Genomic DNA, 16,709 nt, shown 5'->3' with positions numbered 1-16,709 from the left:
CCCGAGCGTTTTCCCCTTTACAAAAAGAATTTTTTGTCCTTACATTTGCCCCGTGTCCCGTTGGTATCCCAATGGGATCTAGATGGAGTGTCGCGTGATCCGGATCGTGAAAAAGCTCAACCAGACCGATTTTTCAAAATTCGGCGATGTCATCGAGCATCGCGGCGATCAGCGCCGGAGCCCGCTCTCAATCGACTTCACCAACGACCGTGCCGACATCCGTCGTGCTTTTTGGGTTTCCAAGGTCGTCGAGGCGACGCATCTTCCCGCGCAGATAAAGTTCATGGAGCGGCATCCCTATTCCGATCAGGCGTTTGTGCCGCTCCGCGATACCCGTTTCCTCGTCGTGACCTGCCCCAGCAGTGCGGACGGCAGCCCGGATTTGGAAGGCTTGCGCGCGTATGAAGCCGGTCCAGGACAGGGCGTCACGTATAAGCGCAATGTCTGGCATGCGCCACTTTCCGCATTCACGGCCCCCGCGGAGTTTTTCGTCACCATGGGGGTTACCGACAGGGCAGCCAATGATGAATTCTATGAACTGCCGATTCCGATTGCGCTGGACCGGGAGGCTTGAATATGGCTTCCGCAAGTCACTTGACACGGGATTTCGTCGGCTACGGAGCCAAGGGCTACGATCCGAGATGGCCAAATGGTGCCCGCTTGGCTTTGAACATCGTGCTCAACGTCGAAGAAGGATCGGAGCCTTCCGTTCCGGATGGCGATCCAAGCAGCGAGGCGGCGCTCACGGAAGGTGGCTCGGGTTCGTTTGAAGGTCGCGACCTCGCCGCGGAATCGATGTTCGAATACGGAAGCCGCGTTGGTTTCTGGCGTCTTGCGGGAATGCTGGAAGAGCGCGGCCTACCGGCAACGGCCATGGCATGTGCTGTAGCGTTGCAGCGCAATCCCGAGATCGCCGACTATTTGCGCACCAGCCAGTTCGACGTCTGCGCGCACGGTTGGCGCTGGGAGCACCATCGCGGCCTGTCGCTGGAGGAAGAACGCAACCGCATCGCCAAGACCGTGAATATCATAAAAGCCCTGACCGACACGGCCCCCGACGGCTGGTATTGCCGATATGGCCCCAGCCTCAACACGCGCAGTCTGCTGATCGAACACGGGGGCTTTTCCTACGACAGCGACGCCTACAACGAGGAATTGCCCTACTGGGTGAAAGTCGGCGAGCGCAATCATCTTGTCGTGCCTTACAGCCTGACCAACAACGACGCGAAATTCATGCGCGGTGCGGTCGCGACCGGGGACCAATTCTTCCAGTTCCTGCGCGACGCATTCGATGTTCTCTACGCCGAGGGCAAGCACAGGCCGAAAATGATGTCGGTCGGGCTGCATTTGCGCGTCGCGGGCCATCCAGGGAGAGCGGCAGGAGTCCAGCGCTTTCTCGATCACGTCTCTCGCCACGACGGTGTCTGGGTCTGCCGCCGCGGCGACATCGCCAGACACTGGCATCAGCATCATCAACCGTCATCATGATCAACACCAGATAGAAAAAAGGGGAATCCAATGAAAGGCAGAACAATCAGACCGATCGCGCTCGCAACCGCCCTGACGGTCCTCGGGTCTTCAGGCCCATCCGCCCTTGCCCAGGACCATCCGCAGGACAAGCCTCTTGTCGTAGGCTCGGATTTCGGCGTCGCGCCATGGATGGTGCGCGGTACCAACGGCCCGGAAGGTTTCGGCGTCGATCTCATCACGGCGATTTCGAAGAAGGTAGGCCGGCCCTCCGTCGACATTCAGGACATCAACTTCTCGGGCCTGTTTGCAGCGCTGTTTGCCAACCGCATCGAATTTACCGTCAACCCGCTGAACATCACCCAGGAGCGGTCGGAGAAAATGCTCTACACCGAGCCCTTCTTTGCGACCGGCAACGGCTTCATCGTCGCCAAGGGCACCAAGCTTGATGGCTTCGAAGGGTTGAAGGGTAAGACGGTCGCCGTCAATCGCGGTACCATCTCTGATACCTGGGCCACCCAGAATGCCGAAAAATATGGTTTCGAAGTCCAGCGCTACGAAACCTTCCCCGACTCCGTCCAGGCCGTCATCACCCGCCGCGCCTTTACCGCCCTGAACGAAATTCCGACGACCGTCTACGCAGCCAGCAAGAACCCGGCGATCGAAGTTGGCTTCAAGGACTTTAACGGGCGTAACTTCGGCTATGCCTTTCGGATTGGCGACGAGGCCTATCGCGACAAGGTCGAGGCGGCCATCGAATGCCTGAAGACGGACGGCACGATGGCTCGGCTCTACGAAAAGTGGTACGGCGAAAAGCCGGCGGAAGGAACGTCTCTCACCACGGTCTACGTGGGATACGGCGCGCCCGGGTTCAAAGGCCACGATGAAAAGCCACACGATCTATCCTGCAATTGACCTGCCGGAAGCCCGGCGCGGCAGATACCGCGCTGGGCTTCATTGCGAGGATTAGATGGATCAGATCCTTGAGAACTACTTCAACCTCACGGTCATGGCACAAGCCTTTCCGGACGTCTTGCGTGGCTTTCTCATAACAGTTCAAGTCGCGGCCTGCGTCATCGTCATTGGCGTGGCGACGGGTTTGTTCTTTGCCTTGCTGCGCGCTACCCGTAATCGGGTTCTCAGTGTGCTCGTAACAATCTACGTCGAGGTTTTCCGGACCCTGCCGCAGTTGGTCATCATCATCTTCATCTACTTCGGCTTGCCTTACATGGGCATCGTGTTCTCACCCTTTTTTGCAACCTCGCTCGCGCTCGCAGCCGTGCTCGCGGCCTTTTCGGCCGAGATCTTCTGGGCAACGATCATGGCGGTACCGAAGGGACAGTGGGAGGCGGCCCACGCATTGGGCGTCTCGCGTCTCGTAACGATGCGAATGGTGATCCTTCCACAAGCCATCCGACTTGCCATTCCGCTTATCACCAACAGGGCGATCGCCATAACCAAAGGCACAGCGCTCGGCGCTGCCATCTCGCTGCCCGAAGCGTTGGGTAGCGCGCAGAGCGCCATGTCGATCCATGCCAATCCTTCGCCCCTGACGCTCGCGGCCGGCTTTTATCTGGCGTTCTTCATTCCCTTGGTCTGGTTAAGCCGGGTCCTGGAAAAACGTTTTTCCAGGTCACAGTGAGACGCCGCTATGGACCTTTTTCTCGAGAATTTCGCCAGCCTCGCATCCTTGCAGCAGATCTATCCTCTGTTGTTGCAGGGCCTTGAATTGACCGTCCTTCTGGCGCTCGTCACCCTGCCATTATCCATCGCGACCGGTCTCGCAGTCGCTATCGTCTACAGCTTCGGCGGCTCGCTCGTACGGCGTATCACGATCATACTGATCGATCTTCTGCGGTCCTTCCCGGTCATCGTTTTGCTGATCCTCATTTTTTACAGCCTCCCCTTTTTTGGGATCAAGCTTGGAAATTTCACAGCTGTCGTCGTGGCGCTCGTCATCAACAATACGGGATATTTCGGTGAGATATTTCGCGCCGGGCTGCTTTCGATTCCAAAGGGACAGCATGAAGCCGCAGCCGCCCTCGGTCTTCATCGGGGTCACACAATGTTGCTGATCATATTGCCTCAGGTTCTGAAAAAGGTGCTCGCGCCTCTGGCCAGCAATTCACTTGAACTCGTCAAGACGACCTCGATCGCCTCGATGGTGGCACTTCCCGAACTGTTGCGGTCGGCCCGCGTCGCACAGGAGCAGACCTACAACCCGACGCCGCTGACCGCCGCAGCCGTCATCTTCTTCGTTATGCTCTGGCCCTTCTCCCATTGGGTATCCAGGATGGAGAGGCGCGCCATTATCGGGAGTAACCAGAGATGAGGATTGTCATCACCGGCGGCACGGGGTTTGTCGGCCTGGCGGTCACCGAGGCCTTGAAACAGGCAAATCTTGAGGTGGTTCTGTTCGGACGCGGTGCCGTTCCCGCACGCTTCTCGGCGCAATTCGGCAGCATTCCCTTCGTGGTGGGAGACGTTACTGTCCCAGCCGATCTCGAGCGGTTGTTTTCCTCCGTCGAGACGCAAGCCGTCATTCATCTGGCTGCCGTCACCCCGGATCGCGACGCGGAGATGGGCGATCCAGCCGCCGTGATCGCCGTCAACGTCGCGGGCACGGCCAACCTCATGCGATCGATCGTACGCCTGTCGCCCCGCCCGCGCCTGATCCTCGCAAGTAGCGTTGCAGTCTATGGCGAAACTGCACCCGAAAAGGGAGCCTATCGGGAAGGCGAATTCATCCCGTCGCCGACGAGCCTTTACGGCATCTCCAAACTTGCCGCCGAGGCGACCGCCATACGGCTGGCCAAGCTCTATGAAATCGATCTGGCGATTATCCGGCTTGGCCCGGTCTACGGCCCCTGGGAATATAAAACCGGCCTGCGCCCGATCCTGAGCCCGCATGCCCAGGTCGTCGACCTTTGGCAGCAGGGCGAAAATGTCGTCTTGCCGCGTTCCCTGAAGGGGGACTGGCTCTACAGCCGCGACGCCGGCGCCGGCATCGCCGCCATTCTCGGCGCGAAGGCACTCAACCACACCGTCTACAATCTCGGCGGCGGCGTCATCAGCAGCGTTGCAGACTGGTGCGAAGAGCTGCAGGCGTTTCCTGGTCACCGCGGCTGGAAGATTGCCGGTGAAGGCGACACGCCCAACCTCAAGTTTGGACTGGCGGCGGACCGCTCCCCTCTCGATATCGAACGGTTCGTGGCGGATACGGGCTTCCGCCCGACGCTTTCCGGCCGTGAAGCAGCCGAAGATTATGTCCGCTGGTTATCTTCGGTGAACGGCTAGGCAATTTAAGAACGGGGAAAGCTCGTGCGTCTTCAAAACAAAACGGTCATTATAACGGGCGCGTCTTCCGGAATTGGTCGCGCCATCGCCATCCGTTTCATGGAAGAAGGCGCCAACATCGTCGCGGTCGATATTTCGAAGGATGTCGTCGAAGGCGGCAGACCCGTTATCGAGGCGCTGCACGCGATCGGAGGGAACGCCATTTTCCTGCGGGGCGATGTCGCAAGTTCCGCCGATGTTGGGCGGGTTTTCGCCGAGGCGCAAACCTGCTTCGGCAGAATCGACGTGCTCGTCAACAATGCCGCCATTCACGCCCCGACACCGCTTGCCGAGACCGAAGAGGCCGAATGGGATCGGGTCATGGACGTCAATTTGAAGGGCGCATTCCTGTGCAGCCGCGCTGCTGTTCGCATCATGCTCGAGCAGGAGATTGTCGACGAAGCGCGCGGCAGGATCGTAAATATCGCCTCCCAGCATGGCATGGTGTCGGCTCCAAGCGATTTTGCCTACGGTGTCAGCAAGGCCGGCATCGCCTATATGACGAAGCAGATCGCCGCGGATTATGCTGCGCAGAACATCATCTGCAACGCGGTTGCCCCGGGCAAGGTACTGACCGGCAAAGGCGGCCGCGCCGTCCTGCCTGAAATGCTCGAATATTCGCGCCAGCGCACTCCGATGCCGCGTTTGGGAACGCCAACCGACGTGGCCAATGCAGCTTTGTTTCTGGCGAGCAACGAGTGCACCTACATCACTGGTCACAATCTGCTCGTCGATGGCGGATGGATGGCGGCCTGATTTTTAGAGCGGGATGAATTTAGGCGGAATCGGCATGGGGATTCCCTTTTGTGAGCAAATCAGATTCACCATTCAGGCCGGTGCAGGAGGCCGGCCAGGATGGCGAGACCCTTTTCGGATGACCTTAGAGCCTGACCGAAGAGAAGAGTTGAGTGAAATCAGCCAGTTGTGATTCCTTCGGATTTGCTTAGGATTCGATGGAGACCGCAATGGGCTGGACTGATTTCACCCGCCGCCAATATGGCCGACGGACGGTGCGTTATGCAAGTGATCTGACGGACAGGGAATGGCTGCTGATCGCTCCCTTTATGCCGACGCCACGCAGGCTCGGTCGACCGCGCAAGACGGAATTGCGTGAAGTTTTGAACGCACTGCTTTACATCGCATCGACCGGATGCCAATGGCGGATGCTGCCGAAGGATTTTCCACCCTATTCAACCGTGCAGGGTTACTTCTACGAGTGGCGGGCGACTGGCTTGTGGCTGCGGATCAACCATCATCTCGTTATGGAGACGCGCGAGCTGGAGGGAAAGGAAGCCTCGCCAACGGCGGGCGTGATCGACAGTCAGAGCGTCAAAACGACCGAAAGTGGCGGGATTGCGGGCTATGACGCGGGCAAGAAGACCAAAGGTCGCAAGCGTCATATTGTCGTCGACACGCTCGGCTTGATGGTGGGGCTCGTCGTTCACGGCGCAGACATTCAAGACCGCGACGGTGCGGCTGCAGTCCTTAAAACCATCCTCAGACGCTGGCCGTGGCTCAGGCACATCTTTGCTGACGGCGGTTATGCCGGTCCGAAACTGCGGGCAGCATTGCAGAAGGTCGCGAAGTTCACGCTCCAGATCGTCAAGCGAACAGACAAGGCAAAGGGCTTCGAAGTGCTGCCGCGTCGCTGGGTCGTGGAGCGCACATTCGCCTGGCTTGGTAGATGCAGGCGACTGACCAAAGACTGGGAGAAATCAATCGCCTCCGCTGAAACCTGGATGCTCATCGCCCACATCCGCATTCTCACCCGGAGGCTCGCAAGGTATTATGTCTATTGAGCTCTTTTCGAGTCAGGCTCTTAGGGACCGTGTTGTTGGTGCAGTGACGCGCGATGGGCTGTCCTGTCGGGCGGCGGCGAAGCGCTTCGGCATCGGCATCAGCACGGCGATCGATTGGGTACGGCGCTTCCGTGAGACGGGCAGCGCCGCCGCCGGCCAGATGGGCGGGCACAAGCCGCGAGCGATCGCCGGTGAGCATCGGGCCTGGCTAATCGAGCGCTGCCGCGCGCAGGCATTCACCTTGCGCGGGCTGGGGTCAACTGATCTTCGAGGACCTGGTCAAGTTCGATTGACGAACACGACGTGCCCACCGGGTGCACCGGGATGCACGGATCGGATCGAGCGCGATCCGATCCGTGCAAAATGGAGAAATTCCAATGAGTAACGAGTAGAACATCCACACCGTGAGGACTTCTTCGCCGCGATCGGCTGCGGCGACAGGGAGGCTCTGCTGGCGGTGGTCGCCGAAGACATCGGGTGGATCATCCCTGGCGAGGACTGGCCGCGGGCCGGAACGTACCGCGGATACGTCAACAGCGAGCGCATGCTGCTGCGCGTCGAGCGTGGCAACGGCGGGCGCTGCCCCGGTCCGCAACCAGCTTCTGGGGGCCGTCCACATATGGGATCTGAACCATCACTTTGCCAGTCTCTCGCTTCTCAGTTTGAGAACAACGACGACCCCATCGGGCGACCAGTCGTATGTAATCGTCCCCCCAAGTTGACCGGATACACTTCGGTTGAGCAACTTGCTTCCATAGCCCTCAGCCTCATTTGGGGGTGCTACCGCCGGCCCGCCCCGCTCGGTCCATGTCAGCGTAACCTCGTCATTGTCGGCAGACCCTGAAAGGTCGAGCGTTCCGGTATCCACAGAGAGGGCGCCATATTTCAAGGAGTTTGTCGCCAGTTCGTGGAAGATGAGAGACAGCGCGGTTGCAGCGGCTTCCCCTACGCCCATGCGCGGCACCGCAACCCGAATACGCCCTTTAAATGCTCCAATATCTTCATAAGGCGAAAGCAGGACCGATAGGAGGTCGGCCAAAAGGGCAGCATGCCCCTGATCGCCGGGAATCGGGCGCACAAGATCATGGGCCCGACCGAGAGCCGCCAATCGCCCTGTCAGTTCTTGCGCCATCTCCTTCGCGGTTGTTGTCGATTGCGAGGTGATATTGGTAAGACCCATGGCAATGGCCAAGAGATTCTTGACGCGATGACTCATTTCGCCAGCCAGCAGCTCGTTGCCTTCTTCAGCCTGCTTGCGTCCGGTGACGTCCAGAAAAACTCCAAACATCTGTCCCTCGTGGAGGGCGGCGTCATCGCCTATGCCCCGCGCAGAGATCCACCGGATCTCGTCTCCAACTATAATTCGGAAATCGATCTCGTAGGCTCCGACAATTCCGCGTGTTGCCATGAATGCGGCACGCACCCGATCCCTGTCGGCCGGGTGGATGCGGGCTGAAAGGTCTTCGAATTTTACCTCGCCACTTTTGACAAGCCCCCATAGTTTGAATGCCTGCTCGTCCATGGCAAAACGATCGTTCGTTACTTCCCATGACCAAAGCGCCACCCCCGCCGCATGGATGGCGCGACGCAGGTTTTCGGGCTTCCAGAGCGGATGGTGAGGGTCGCTAAACGGCATAGAGGCATCTCCATGAAAAATCGTCGCTTCATTTAATACCGTAGAACCCGAAAACTATCTTTTTCTTCACGTGCGGCAAGTGGTCGTCGCCTTGAAGGGATACGAACCATCGACCCTTTGTTTGTCGGCCGCATTTTGTTAATTTTTCCCAATTGTTGCAGCTACTTGCTTGTCGGAATGTCAGGTCATCACGCCGTCTGCGGTCCGGGGCAGGTTCGCTCGGATAAAAGATTAGCATTACAATCCGGTTGACATACGTGCCGCACCAGTCTGATCGGGAAATTCAAGCGCGCGGCAATTACATCGGTTAAATTTGACAAAACAGTTAGATGCAGACTAATGTCCTCAGTCCCAGGACAGAGGACAGATGCAATGAAAAGTCAGGATATTGTCGTCCTGCTGAAATTGATCAGCTTGCAGGATCAAGAGCTCGAGAAGGGCTCAGAGCGACTGCGATCGGAATCGATTGGGGGGGATCCCTATGCTGTCCGAAATCTGGAAAATCTCACCGGCATCAGCAAAACAGAAATTGCGCAATCCATCAAGCGAAGCGTAGCATCCGGTATCGCGCGGAAGGACAACGCGAAAAATGAACCACGCCCACACCGACGAAACCTGTTCAACTTCATCATTCACGGTTTGAGGTTCGTGTTCCCCGCAAACCCAGGCCCAATGCAACGCGGCATCCCGACGGCGTTCGCGGCCCCTATGCTCGAAGGATTGCTCGTCAGCGGTGGAAGCTACAACTACGTGTGGCCATACGCCGAAGGGCGAGAGATGGGGCAATCGGTGGAACCGTTGTTCAAGAGCGTGCCGGAAGCAGCCTTGAAAGACCAGCACCTCTACGAATATCTGGCTCTGGTCGATGCCATCAGACTTGGAAACCAGCGCGAAGTTGGACTGGCAAGCGATCACCTCAAATCAAGGATGCTCGCGAAATGACTGAGATCCGCGAGCAGCTGTTGGAGATGCTGAAGGCCGTCGCTACCGCTCTTGGCGATGACCTCCGCAACCGTCTCGTCTTTGTCGGAGGGTGCACAACGGCGCTGTTCATCACAGACCCGGTGACGCTGGAAGACGTCAGGTCGACGGACGATATCGATCTGATCGTCGATCTTGCCGGATTGCATGAATGGGCAATGCTGCTGGAAGACCTGCGCACAAAAGGTTTCGTAGAGGCTGCTGACGATGATGTAATCTGCCGGATGCGCCTCGGCAGGCTCAAGGTCGATTTCATGCCCGATGATGAAGCAATCCTCGGTTTTAGCAATCGTTGGTATGCGACCGGGATCGAAACGGCTCAGCCGCACATCCTCGACGCCGGCATAGACATAAAGGTGCTGACACCGCCCATTTTCGTAGCGACCAAACTTGAGGCCTTCCTAGGGCGCGGCAACAATGATCTTTACTCCAGTCGCGATGCAGAGGATCTGTTGTTGATGGTTGACGGACGCGAGGAGTTACTAGCCGAGATTTCTGCTGCCTCAGTTGACGTGCGTCAATTCACCGCCGAGGGGTTCCGCGCACTTCTCGCCAATAGTGATTTTGACGACTTCCTTGAAGGAAATCTCCGTAAACAGCCTGGCCGCTCAGCCATCGTAAAAGCGCGCTATGTGGCGATCAGCCAGTGTGATGGCAAAAATGCGGGCTAACCTCGAATGGCGCACGCTGAAGGGAACCCGCACAAGCGACAACCGGGACTTTGCTGGCATCGGCATTAATGCTCACGGCCTGCTGATGATCATCACAGACGGATCGACAGCCGGCGAGAGCAATGGAGACCTTGCCCGCGTGCTGGTAAAAGAGATGGTCGATTGGTTTGCCGCGGCTTCTCCTGTCTCAGCTGAGGTCCTATGCGACTTCCTCCGCGATCTGCACAGTGATCTGGCACCACGCTTTCCGCGAGGGTCTGCTAGCTATCTCGTAGTGATTTGCGGCGTGGAGGGCTGCTTTGCCGCCTATGCAGGAGATTGCTTATTGGGCATCAGGGGTGCGGATGGATCAGTATCCTGGATAACCGCCCCACACACCTTGGCGAATGCAGTAAAAGACTTACCGCATGCTGAAATTGCGAAATCAAAAGCGCGACATCTCTTAACGTCAAGCTTCCGATCCAGGGAATTTATTGCCCCGACGATTGAGAAAATCGAGGGAACGGCAGCGCATCTGATCATGGCGACCGATGGCTTCTGGGCCGAGTTAAGTCCCGATCAACAGACGACGTTCCTTCATACAGGCAGCAGGACGGCGTCAGCCGAGCAGGACGACTGCAGCGCCCTTTTGATCAGCCTCGCCCAGACGGAAAACGTCGATGAGATTCATCTCAAAGAAGGTGGCTCGGATGGGCTCTACATTCGAAGGCTCGACTGACGTCTATAGGTCGTCGGTCGCGATGTTTATCTGCGTGTATCTGCACCATACGGATCCAACCATGGGACGGAATATGAATGCCAACAAAAGCGTATTCACCAACAAAAGTTGTCAGATACGTTTCCCCAAGCGGCACTGGTGATCTCGGGGGCCAGTGTCTCCGGATTGCGCCTGTAATCGATCGCCGACCTCGGCAGGCCATAAGGAATGGGAAACTTCCATCTCTTACGCGCTTCGCTCATCACTTCCCATTCCTGGCTGGCTTAAAGCGCTTCTGGGGCAGAGTGACGTGAAATAGGCGCTTCAGCGGACACCACGACCTAAGGCACTGGATGTTCGCAACCAACTTCCTCCGCTTCCAGGTAAGCTAAACTAGCAGAAAACGGAATAAGACTCGCTGACGAGAAGCCACGGAAAAAGAACAGAAAACTGGTTCGAAAGTTCTTGTTCGTTCATCAGCGCTTTTTGTTGGATTGTGAGAGCACGGATCCTGCCAACTGCTTGGTAGCAGTGCTGTATTTTGTGCTCGATAGAACCTGCGAAGCCTTATCCTCCATCGCAGCTCCTGTCTGCTTTGAGGTGCCAGCCTGAGCAAGCGCAGATCCCGCTAGACTCTTGGCGGTCGCAGACGCACTTGGATCCCGTAGAGTGCCGCCAGCCTTGCTCGCGATTGGTGATGACGTCTTTTTGCCGTTACCTGCCATGTCCCAAACCCTCAGTGAACATACACACCTTACATGATGTTCCCTCTTTGTTCAATAGATTGATAAAGGCAGTTTGCTTTCCGGAAACCAGACTTTATCGAAAGGCAAATACCTTTCGGCTGCGCCCCCGCACCGGCAACGGGGCGGTCTCTCGAGGCACTTCGATGCAGTTGGGCGCCCGGCGCCTGAGACCCTTGCTTGCGATCCCCCAGACCTCGCCGTTCAAGGAAGGCGGCGTGAGATATGACCCCTGCCATTGTACAGAAGAGCACTTGTATTCGAGGAAGAGATTTGTACGTTACTTGACGTAGGTGTATCGAGAGCAAATGCCGCATGTCGTTTAAGATTACTGGGCTGGATAAGCTCGAAAAGCAATTGAAGGATGCCCAGCGGGCATTCCAGGCGCTCGACGGTAAGATCACCACAGTGCACTTCGATCCCCATCAGCCGGCAAGTATTCTTGCTGCCATTGGGCAGATGGAGAACGCCATCGACAACATTGCTGACGGATATCGCAACAATCCTTTTGTCCAGAACATGTCTGTACAACTCAAGGAAGCTTATTCAGAGCAGATCCATGAACGAGCGGCTCAGGCACGCACAGAAGCGAATTCAGAGGAATCCATAATGCCGACCGAGAAGGTGCCACTCCTCCTTCGACAGATTGAAAACATCATCAACGACCTGAAATGGGCAGAAGCCGGTTCGTTTGACCGGCATATCAAAAAGCTGTCTCGCATTCTGCATGACCCCGAGCTTGAACCTGTTTCGGCAGAGCTTACCGAAGGTCTTCAATTAGACGCCTGGCTTGCGGCCGGCGAAGAGACACAGGGATCGATGGTCGGATCCGCAACGCTCGATTGGCCAACTGAACATGAGCAGGAATTGGGCATGACCATCTTGCTGGTCGATAAGTTCGCGTCTGATGAAAACGCTGCGCTACATTTCGCGCATACCTTCTATTATAACGGCAATAAATATACAGCCAACCTGCAGAACATGACCGGTCAAGTCCTGGTACCATTCGCCCGAGACTATATCGACTTCGTCAAGCGGTCTCTGAATGTGGAGGAAGCTGTCAAGCTTCCGGTCAAAACCGGACCGGCCCCCCGCAAGGTTTTCGTGGTTCATGGCCACGAGGATGGGGCCAGAGAAGCAGTCGCAAGGTTTCTTGAGAAACTGGGTTTCGAGGCGATCATTCTGATGGAACAAGCCAACCAGGGCCGCACCATCATCGAGAAGTTTGAGGCGCATGGCGATGTGGGTTTCGCCGTAGTTCTGCTTACACCGGATGACGAGGGTTATGCCAAAGGCAAGCCGCCGCAGCCTCGCGCCCGACAGAACGTGATTTTTGAACTCGGCTACTTTGTCGGACGGTTGGGGCGCAGCCGGATTATGGCCCTTATCCAGGGGGAACTGGAGATCCCTTCCGATTTCCAGGGCGTTGTGCACGAACCCTATTCGTCGGGTGGCGCATGGCGACAGGCCTTGAGTCGGGAGTTGAAGGCTGCTGGCTTCGACATCGATTGGAATCTGGTCATGAATCCATGAATCCCGGCCAGAGGTGCTGTTGAGTCGCATGAACCACGTTCACTAAAGTGCAGCTGGACGCCGTTTTGCACAAGACTCAAGCGCGCACGCCGTGCCGCCTGAGGCGGATCTAACGCATCCGCAAACCTCCCACTGATACATCTAAGCCATAAGTTATTGATGGGACCTGAACCCTCGGGCCTCGTTAGGCGGCTTATTTGGATTGCTTTTCCTAATCAGCACAACTGCTTGCTCTCAAGAATGGGCGGCTGGCGCCGGTAGCGGACCGGGAGCGCTGAGGGGCGGTGCTCAGCAACGCGGCCATTCGCACTCATCGCGCAGAGGCAGCTGCCGATCCGGTTCGGACATTGGATTGCTCGGTTGTCGCGATCGTCGAACGTTGACCTCTTTGCTCGCCGGCACTGTGCTGCCGTTGCTCACTTCTCGCATCCAACGTTACATGGCAACTAGATCCGCGAGCTTTGTAGCGACTTCGGCCATGCTGTCTTCCGCCGTGTTGAGCCCGTTGCGCGAAGCGAGCATGGGACTTTCCTCGTTTAGTTCAGCGAAGGTGGTGCCGTGGATGACAGGAACTAACTTACCTCCATGAAGCAGCACCGAAAGTTCCTTGTCGGCGATGCTACGGCCGTGAATTCGTTTAAGAAAGTTTGGGGTCACCAAAACAATCCCGACTCGTGATTTTGTGAGCCCCCTGTCGATCTCTCGAAGAAATGGTTCACCGAGTGCGATATCTTTCTCGCTGAACCAGACTTTCACTCCACGCGCCTCAAGCAAATCATGCAATTCCTTTGCAGCTCCCTGCCGGTCGTCCCAAGCATGACATAGGAATACGTCCCGAAGATCAGGCACTGTCGCCCGTCTCTCGATTTGCTCGCGTACGGGCTCAAGTTCCCGCACCTCTGCTGGTGTGTACCACACGGTTGAACTGGCTCGCGCCCACCTAGGTTTCGAGGTTTTGCCCGACACGCCCCCGCCTCGGCTCCCGCCGCCACTACCAGGCGAGGAGTAAGAAGTCGGCGACGACGGCCAGGAGCCGTAACCGCCAAAGCGACTGCGGCCCCATCGACTGCTACATGCCGGACAATTCGCTGCGCCGTTCCCTGTGTGGCCTCTTACTGGTGCAGTGCATTTAGCCATTGAAGGCTACTCCTCGGTGGATGTTAGGATCGCAACGCTCGTTTAGGACTAAGAACATTATCGTAATTCGGAAGTACTAGCTGACAAGATCTTCGCTGACGTACATGGCCTTTACAACTTCGAAGGTCGATATTTCCCAATCAGCGGGCTCAAGCGAACGAAACTGAGCTTCATAGACAGCAGCCTCAGCCCGCCTCCCAAGGGCAAGCATGGTATTGGCGAGCGTCGCAAAAACCCACTTTCTGTCGGAACGCTCGTGAAAGGACGGATCCGAGAGTAACGCCGAAAGAATTTCCACAAGTGCCAAACGAGTCTTCTTGGCACTCATGCGATCAAATAGCTGCTCCTCCGGATCGGTTTGTCTGGAGGCTCTCAAATCGAAACAGGTGGCGAGATTCTCACCATTGTAATAGTCGCGCCTGACTTCAAAACCTCGTCCATAAAAGCGCAAAGCCTTGTCCAGATGAACGGGGTTCTCCTGAAGGAGCCAGAGCCGCTTGTGAATTGCCCCGGTTATGCCGAGAGTTTCAGGGTCGTTGGAATCTTCCGGCTGCAGATGCTCAATGATCTCAAGGGCCCGCTGCAGCGCCTCGGCTTCGGTCGGCAGCTTAGTCTTGTAGGTCGCAAGGGCATATTGCTGGCGAAAGGATGCTTCCTCAGGCTTAAGCTCGCAGGCGCGGGCAAAAGCTGCGGCGGCCGCCTTCATGTCGCTACGGTCGAACGCATCGCGTCCGGCTCGAAGCACAGCGCTCAGCATTTCATGATTTTCCTCGGCCTCATCGAGTAGTTCGGCATATTGTTCGTCTGATAGGCGGGGCCGCTGTAGAGTCGGAAGAAACGTATAGACGGGGCTGTCTGGCGTTGTTGACGACATCGCCCTAACGATCAGTTCGGAAAGCGCATCCGTCGCGCGGATCGCCTCACGACTACCGATATCTTCACCAAGATGTTTGTATTGGAACGTGTTAATATGATTGAGATCGAAATGAAGTTTTCCTTGATCCTCTTTGATGATCACCGTCGTATTCGGGCGTAGCGCGTGACGGACGCCCAGTTCGTAGACCGCATTGACATTCCCGGTCGATATATCGGCGACCACGACATCCGCTCTCAGCAGCAAATCGTACATGGAGACGTCGATCACTCCGCTTCCGTTGATGTCAACGGCACGGATCGGACGCAGACCTGCCTTTTCTGCAGCTGGCTTGATAATTGCATCGAACGTTGCGTCAAGATCAAGCGTCCGTCCGCTTTCATAGTCGGTTTTTTTGCCGAACCCCATGACAACGAAGCAGACGGGACGATGGTCAATGTCGTTTTGAACTGCAGTCATAACTGCTCCGTACCTTATTCATACACTCGTTTTACGTGAAACAAGGTATAAATCCAGTCTGGCACGCTCCGCTTTCCACTGGCTTATTTGTTATACTGCGCCTATCGCGGATCGACCCCGGCTCATATTTTATCGGAAGTCGGAGCTTCGCTGCGGGTTGGGTGCAGATGAGGAAATACGAATGCATATTGCGGGTGGACTTTATCGCGAACTTTGCTTTCACCCGCACTGGGATGCTCTTCTCGGTTCCGGCGGGCGAGCTGCCCGCGCCCTTTCCCGCTTATCACCTGGCAACATCTTCAGCTGCTACTTCGAGCGCCCGCACGAGGTAGACACCGTCCTTTCTGCATTAGGGGTGAATGGTTCGTGCGCCTTTCGTGCCGATCCGATTGCATTCGCTTATTTTCATCCGCTGTCGCGTCCGCACTTGCAGCCGGCGCGATCGGAGTTGCGAAAAATGCCTCCCCTGAAAATCGAGGGAAGGGCGGTTCTCCGGTTCGGCTTTCTCGAGGGCGATGCTATCGTGAATGCAGAAAAGGCTGTCTACGATCCCCAAACCACCGGCGAATTTCCTCCCTTTTTCAGCAACGGTTCGACTGCGAAACAACTGGCTCTCGTCTTAAATGAACAGGAGCTCCTGAGTGTTGCGAGGATTGACGACGTCGAGGTAGCCGCAGCTTCGATTCTTGAAATCCATAGGGCAAGTTGCATCGTCGTCAAACGGGGCATCAAGGGTGTTGCAGTCTTCGAGCCTGGTACCGCATCGCGTTTCATTCCCGCATTTCGCAGCACGCGTGTTTTCAAAATAGGTACAGGGGATGTGTTCAGCGCGGCCTTCGCATATTACTGGGCGGAGCTCGGACAGGATCTCTTCACCGCAGCGCTTTCAGCATCGAAGCAGGTAGCCCGCTACTGTGACAATCCGCTTGCCCCCCTTGAGCCGCTTGCGTCAGGTGCGCACGATGTCCGAGAGGAAAGGCATCCGGTCTGCGAGCCTCGAACAGTCCTTCTGCTCGGCGCGATCAAGACGCTGGGACAACGCTATTCGATTGAGGAAGCAAGATATAGTCTGGCTGACCTCGGTCTCACCGTGATCTGCCCGGCCCTGGAAAATGTTGAACTATCGCACATTCAGGTTTCTACAGTTCTCGTGTTGGCTGACGGAATTGAGCCTGACATGCTCTCATTGGCACACACACTGGTCAATGAGGGTGTCAAATGCGTGGCTCTTGCAGAACTGCCGCAGTCCAGCGACCAGCTTACCCGCCTGGTCAACTGTGAAACGACTGATGACTTTACGACCGCTTTATACCTAGCAGGCTGGAAGTAATTGATCAGGTTTAACATCAGCTCCATACAACCCCCATTGCGCAGCC

16 protein-coding genes and 2 pseudogenes are annotated in these 16,709 nt (G+C 56.7%); 15 read left to right on the top strand and 3 right to left on the bottom strand.

The features are described from left to right. The first annotated feature begins 94 nt into the window (after nt 1-94). From QEO92_RS28060 to QEO92_RS28015, 10 genes and pseudogenes are all read left to right on the top strand, one after another. Nucleotides 95-574 carry an ureidoglycolate lyase gene (locus QEO92_RS28060; RefSeq protein ID WP_227705451.1) on the top strand — a complete coding sequence of 160 codons (480 nt, stop codon included), beginning with the start codon at nt 95-97 and terminating at the stop codon, nt 572-574. 2 nt (nt 575-576) lie between these two features. Further along, nucleotides 577-1,488 (top strand): polysaccharide deacetylase family protein, encoded by a 912-nt coding sequence (locus tag QEO92_RS28055; RefSeq protein WP_227705450.1) that lies wholly within the window; start codon nt 577-579, stop codon nt 1,486-1,488. A gap of 30 nt (nt 1,489-1,518) precedes the next feature. Further along, complete coding sequence (locus QEO92_RS28050) at nt 1,519-2,382, top strand: substrate-binding periplasmic protein (protein WP_227705449.1); 864 nt, start codon at nt 1,519-1,521, stop codon at nt 2,380-2,382. A gap of 55 nt (nt 2,383-2,437) precedes the next feature. Then, nucleotides 2,438-3,109: an amino acid ABC transporter permease gene (locus tag QEO92_RS28045; protein ID WP_227705448.1), complete on the top strand. Its 672-nt coding sequence runs from the start codon at nt 2,438-2,440 to the stop codon at nt 3,107-3,109. 9 nt (nt 3,110-3,118) lie between these two features. Further along, nucleotides 3,119-3,799, top strand: a complete 681-nt coding sequence (locus QEO92_RS28040; protein WP_227705447.1) for an amino acid ABC transporter permease — start codon at nt 3,119-3,121, stop codon at nt 3,797-3,799. Beyond that, a complete protein-coding gene (locus QEO92_RS28035; protein ID WP_227705446.1) occupies nt 3,796-4,764 on the top strand; it encodes an NAD-dependent epimerase/dehydratase family protein in 969 nt (322 codons plus the stop codon). The genes QEO92_RS28040 and QEO92_RS28035 overlap by 4 nt, the downstream gene beginning before the upstream one ends. 24 nt (nt 4,765-4,788) lie before the next feature. Next, nucleotides 4,789-5,559 (top strand): SDR family NAD(P)-dependent oxidoreductase, encoded by a 771-nt coding sequence (locus QEO92_RS28030; protein ID WP_227705445.1) that lies wholly within the window; start codon nt 4,789-4,791, stop codon nt 5,557-5,559. A gap of 209 nt (nt 5,560-5,768) precedes the next feature. Beyond that, nucleotides 5,769-6,602: an IS5 family transposase gene (locus tag QEO92_RS28025; RefSeq protein ID WP_210058921.1), complete on the top strand. Its 834-nt coding sequence runs from the start codon at nt 5,769-5,771 to the stop codon at nt 6,600-6,602. Continuing rightward, a pseudogene (locus QEO92_RS28020) lies at nt 6,592-6,855 on the top strand (helix-turn-helix domain-containing protein); the annotation flags it as partial. The gene QEO92_RS28025 and the pseudogene QEO92_RS28020, both read left to right, overlap by 11 nt. Nucleotides 6,856-7,026: 171 nt before the next feature. Next, nucleotides 7,027-7,152: pseudogene (locus tag QEO92_RS28015) on the top strand (nuclear transport factor 2 family protein); the annotation flags it as partial. Between the two features lie 84 nt (nt 7,153-7,236). Here QEO92_RS28015 and QEO92_RS28010 read toward each other — a convergent pair. After that, nucleotides 7,237-8,238 carry a sensor histidine kinase gene (locus QEO92_RS28010; protein WP_227705444.1) on the bottom strand — a complete coding sequence of 334 codons (1,002 nt, stop codon included), beginning with the start codon at nt 8,236-8,238 and terminating at the stop codon, nt 7,237-7,239. A 372-nt stretch (nt 8,239-8,610) separates the two neighbouring features. Between QEO92_RS28010 and QEO92_RS28005 the strand changes: the two genes are divergently transcribed. The 4 genes from QEO92_RS28005 to QEO92_RS27985 all read left to right on the top strand — a co-directional run bounded on the left by QEO92_RS28005 (nt 8,611) and on the right by QEO92_RS27985 (nt 12,863). Next, complete coding sequence (locus tag QEO92_RS28005) at nt 8,611-9,180, top strand: hypothetical protein (protein ID WP_080802349.1); 570 nt, start codon at nt 8,611-8,613, stop codon at nt 9,178-9,180. Beyond that, on the top strand, nt 9,177-9,890 hold the full coding sequence (locus QEO92_RS28000; protein ID WP_109708108.1) for a nucleotidyl transferase AbiEii/AbiGii toxin family protein: 714 nt from the start codon (nt 9,177-9,179) through the stop codon (nt 9,888-9,890). Before QEO92_RS28005 ends, QEO92_RS28000 begins: the two co-directional genes overlap by 4 nt. Further along, nucleotides 9,880-10,608: a protein phosphatase 2C domain-containing protein gene (locus QEO92_RS27995; RefSeq protein WP_227705443.1), complete on the top strand. Its 729-nt coding sequence runs from the start codon at nt 9,880-9,882 to the stop codon at nt 10,606-10,608. The genes QEO92_RS28000 and QEO92_RS27995 overlap by 11 nt, the downstream gene beginning before the upstream one ends. 1,037 nt (nt 10,609-11,645) lie before the next feature. Then, on the top strand, nt 11,646-12,863 hold the full coding sequence (locus QEO92_RS27985; RefSeq protein WP_227705442.1) for a TIR domain-containing protein: 1,218 nt from the start codon (nt 11,646-11,648) through the stop codon (nt 12,861-12,863). Nucleotides 12,864-13,298: 435 nt separating this feature from the next. Here QEO92_RS27985 and QEO92_RS33165 read toward each other — a convergent pair whose 3' ends face one another. After that, complete coding sequence (locus tag QEO92_RS33165; RefSeq protein ID WP_320443063.1) at nt 13,299-13,712, bottom strand: toll/interleukin-1 receptor domain-containing protein; 414 nt, start codon at nt 13,710-13,712, stop codon at nt 13,299-13,301. A 364-nt stretch (nt 13,713-14,076) separates the two neighbouring features. Next, nucleotides 14,077-15,333: a TRAFs-binding domain-containing protein gene (locus QEO92_RS27975; protein ID WP_227705441.1), complete on the bottom strand. Its 1,257-nt coding sequence runs from the start codon at nt 15,331-15,333 to the stop codon at nt 14,077-14,079. Between the two features lie 181 nt (nt 15,334-15,514). On the opposite strand from QEO92_RS27975, the gene QEO92_RS27970 reads away from it, so the two are divergent. Continuing rightward, a complete protein-coding gene (locus tag QEO92_RS27970; protein WP_227705440.1) occupies nt 15,515-16,663 on the top strand; it encodes a carbohydrate kinase family protein in 1,149 nt (382 codons plus the stop codon). Nucleotides 16,664-16,709 lie beyond the last annotated feature (46 nt).

The organism is Neorhizobium petrolearium, assembly GCF_029854435.1.
Taxonomy (GTDB): domain Bacteria; phylum Pseudomonadota; class Alphaproteobacteria; order Rhizobiales; family Rhizobiaceae; genus Neorhizobium; species Neorhizobium petrolearium.
Note: the sequence above shows the minus strand (reverse complement) of the source record. Positions and strands in the feature narration are given on the sequence as shown.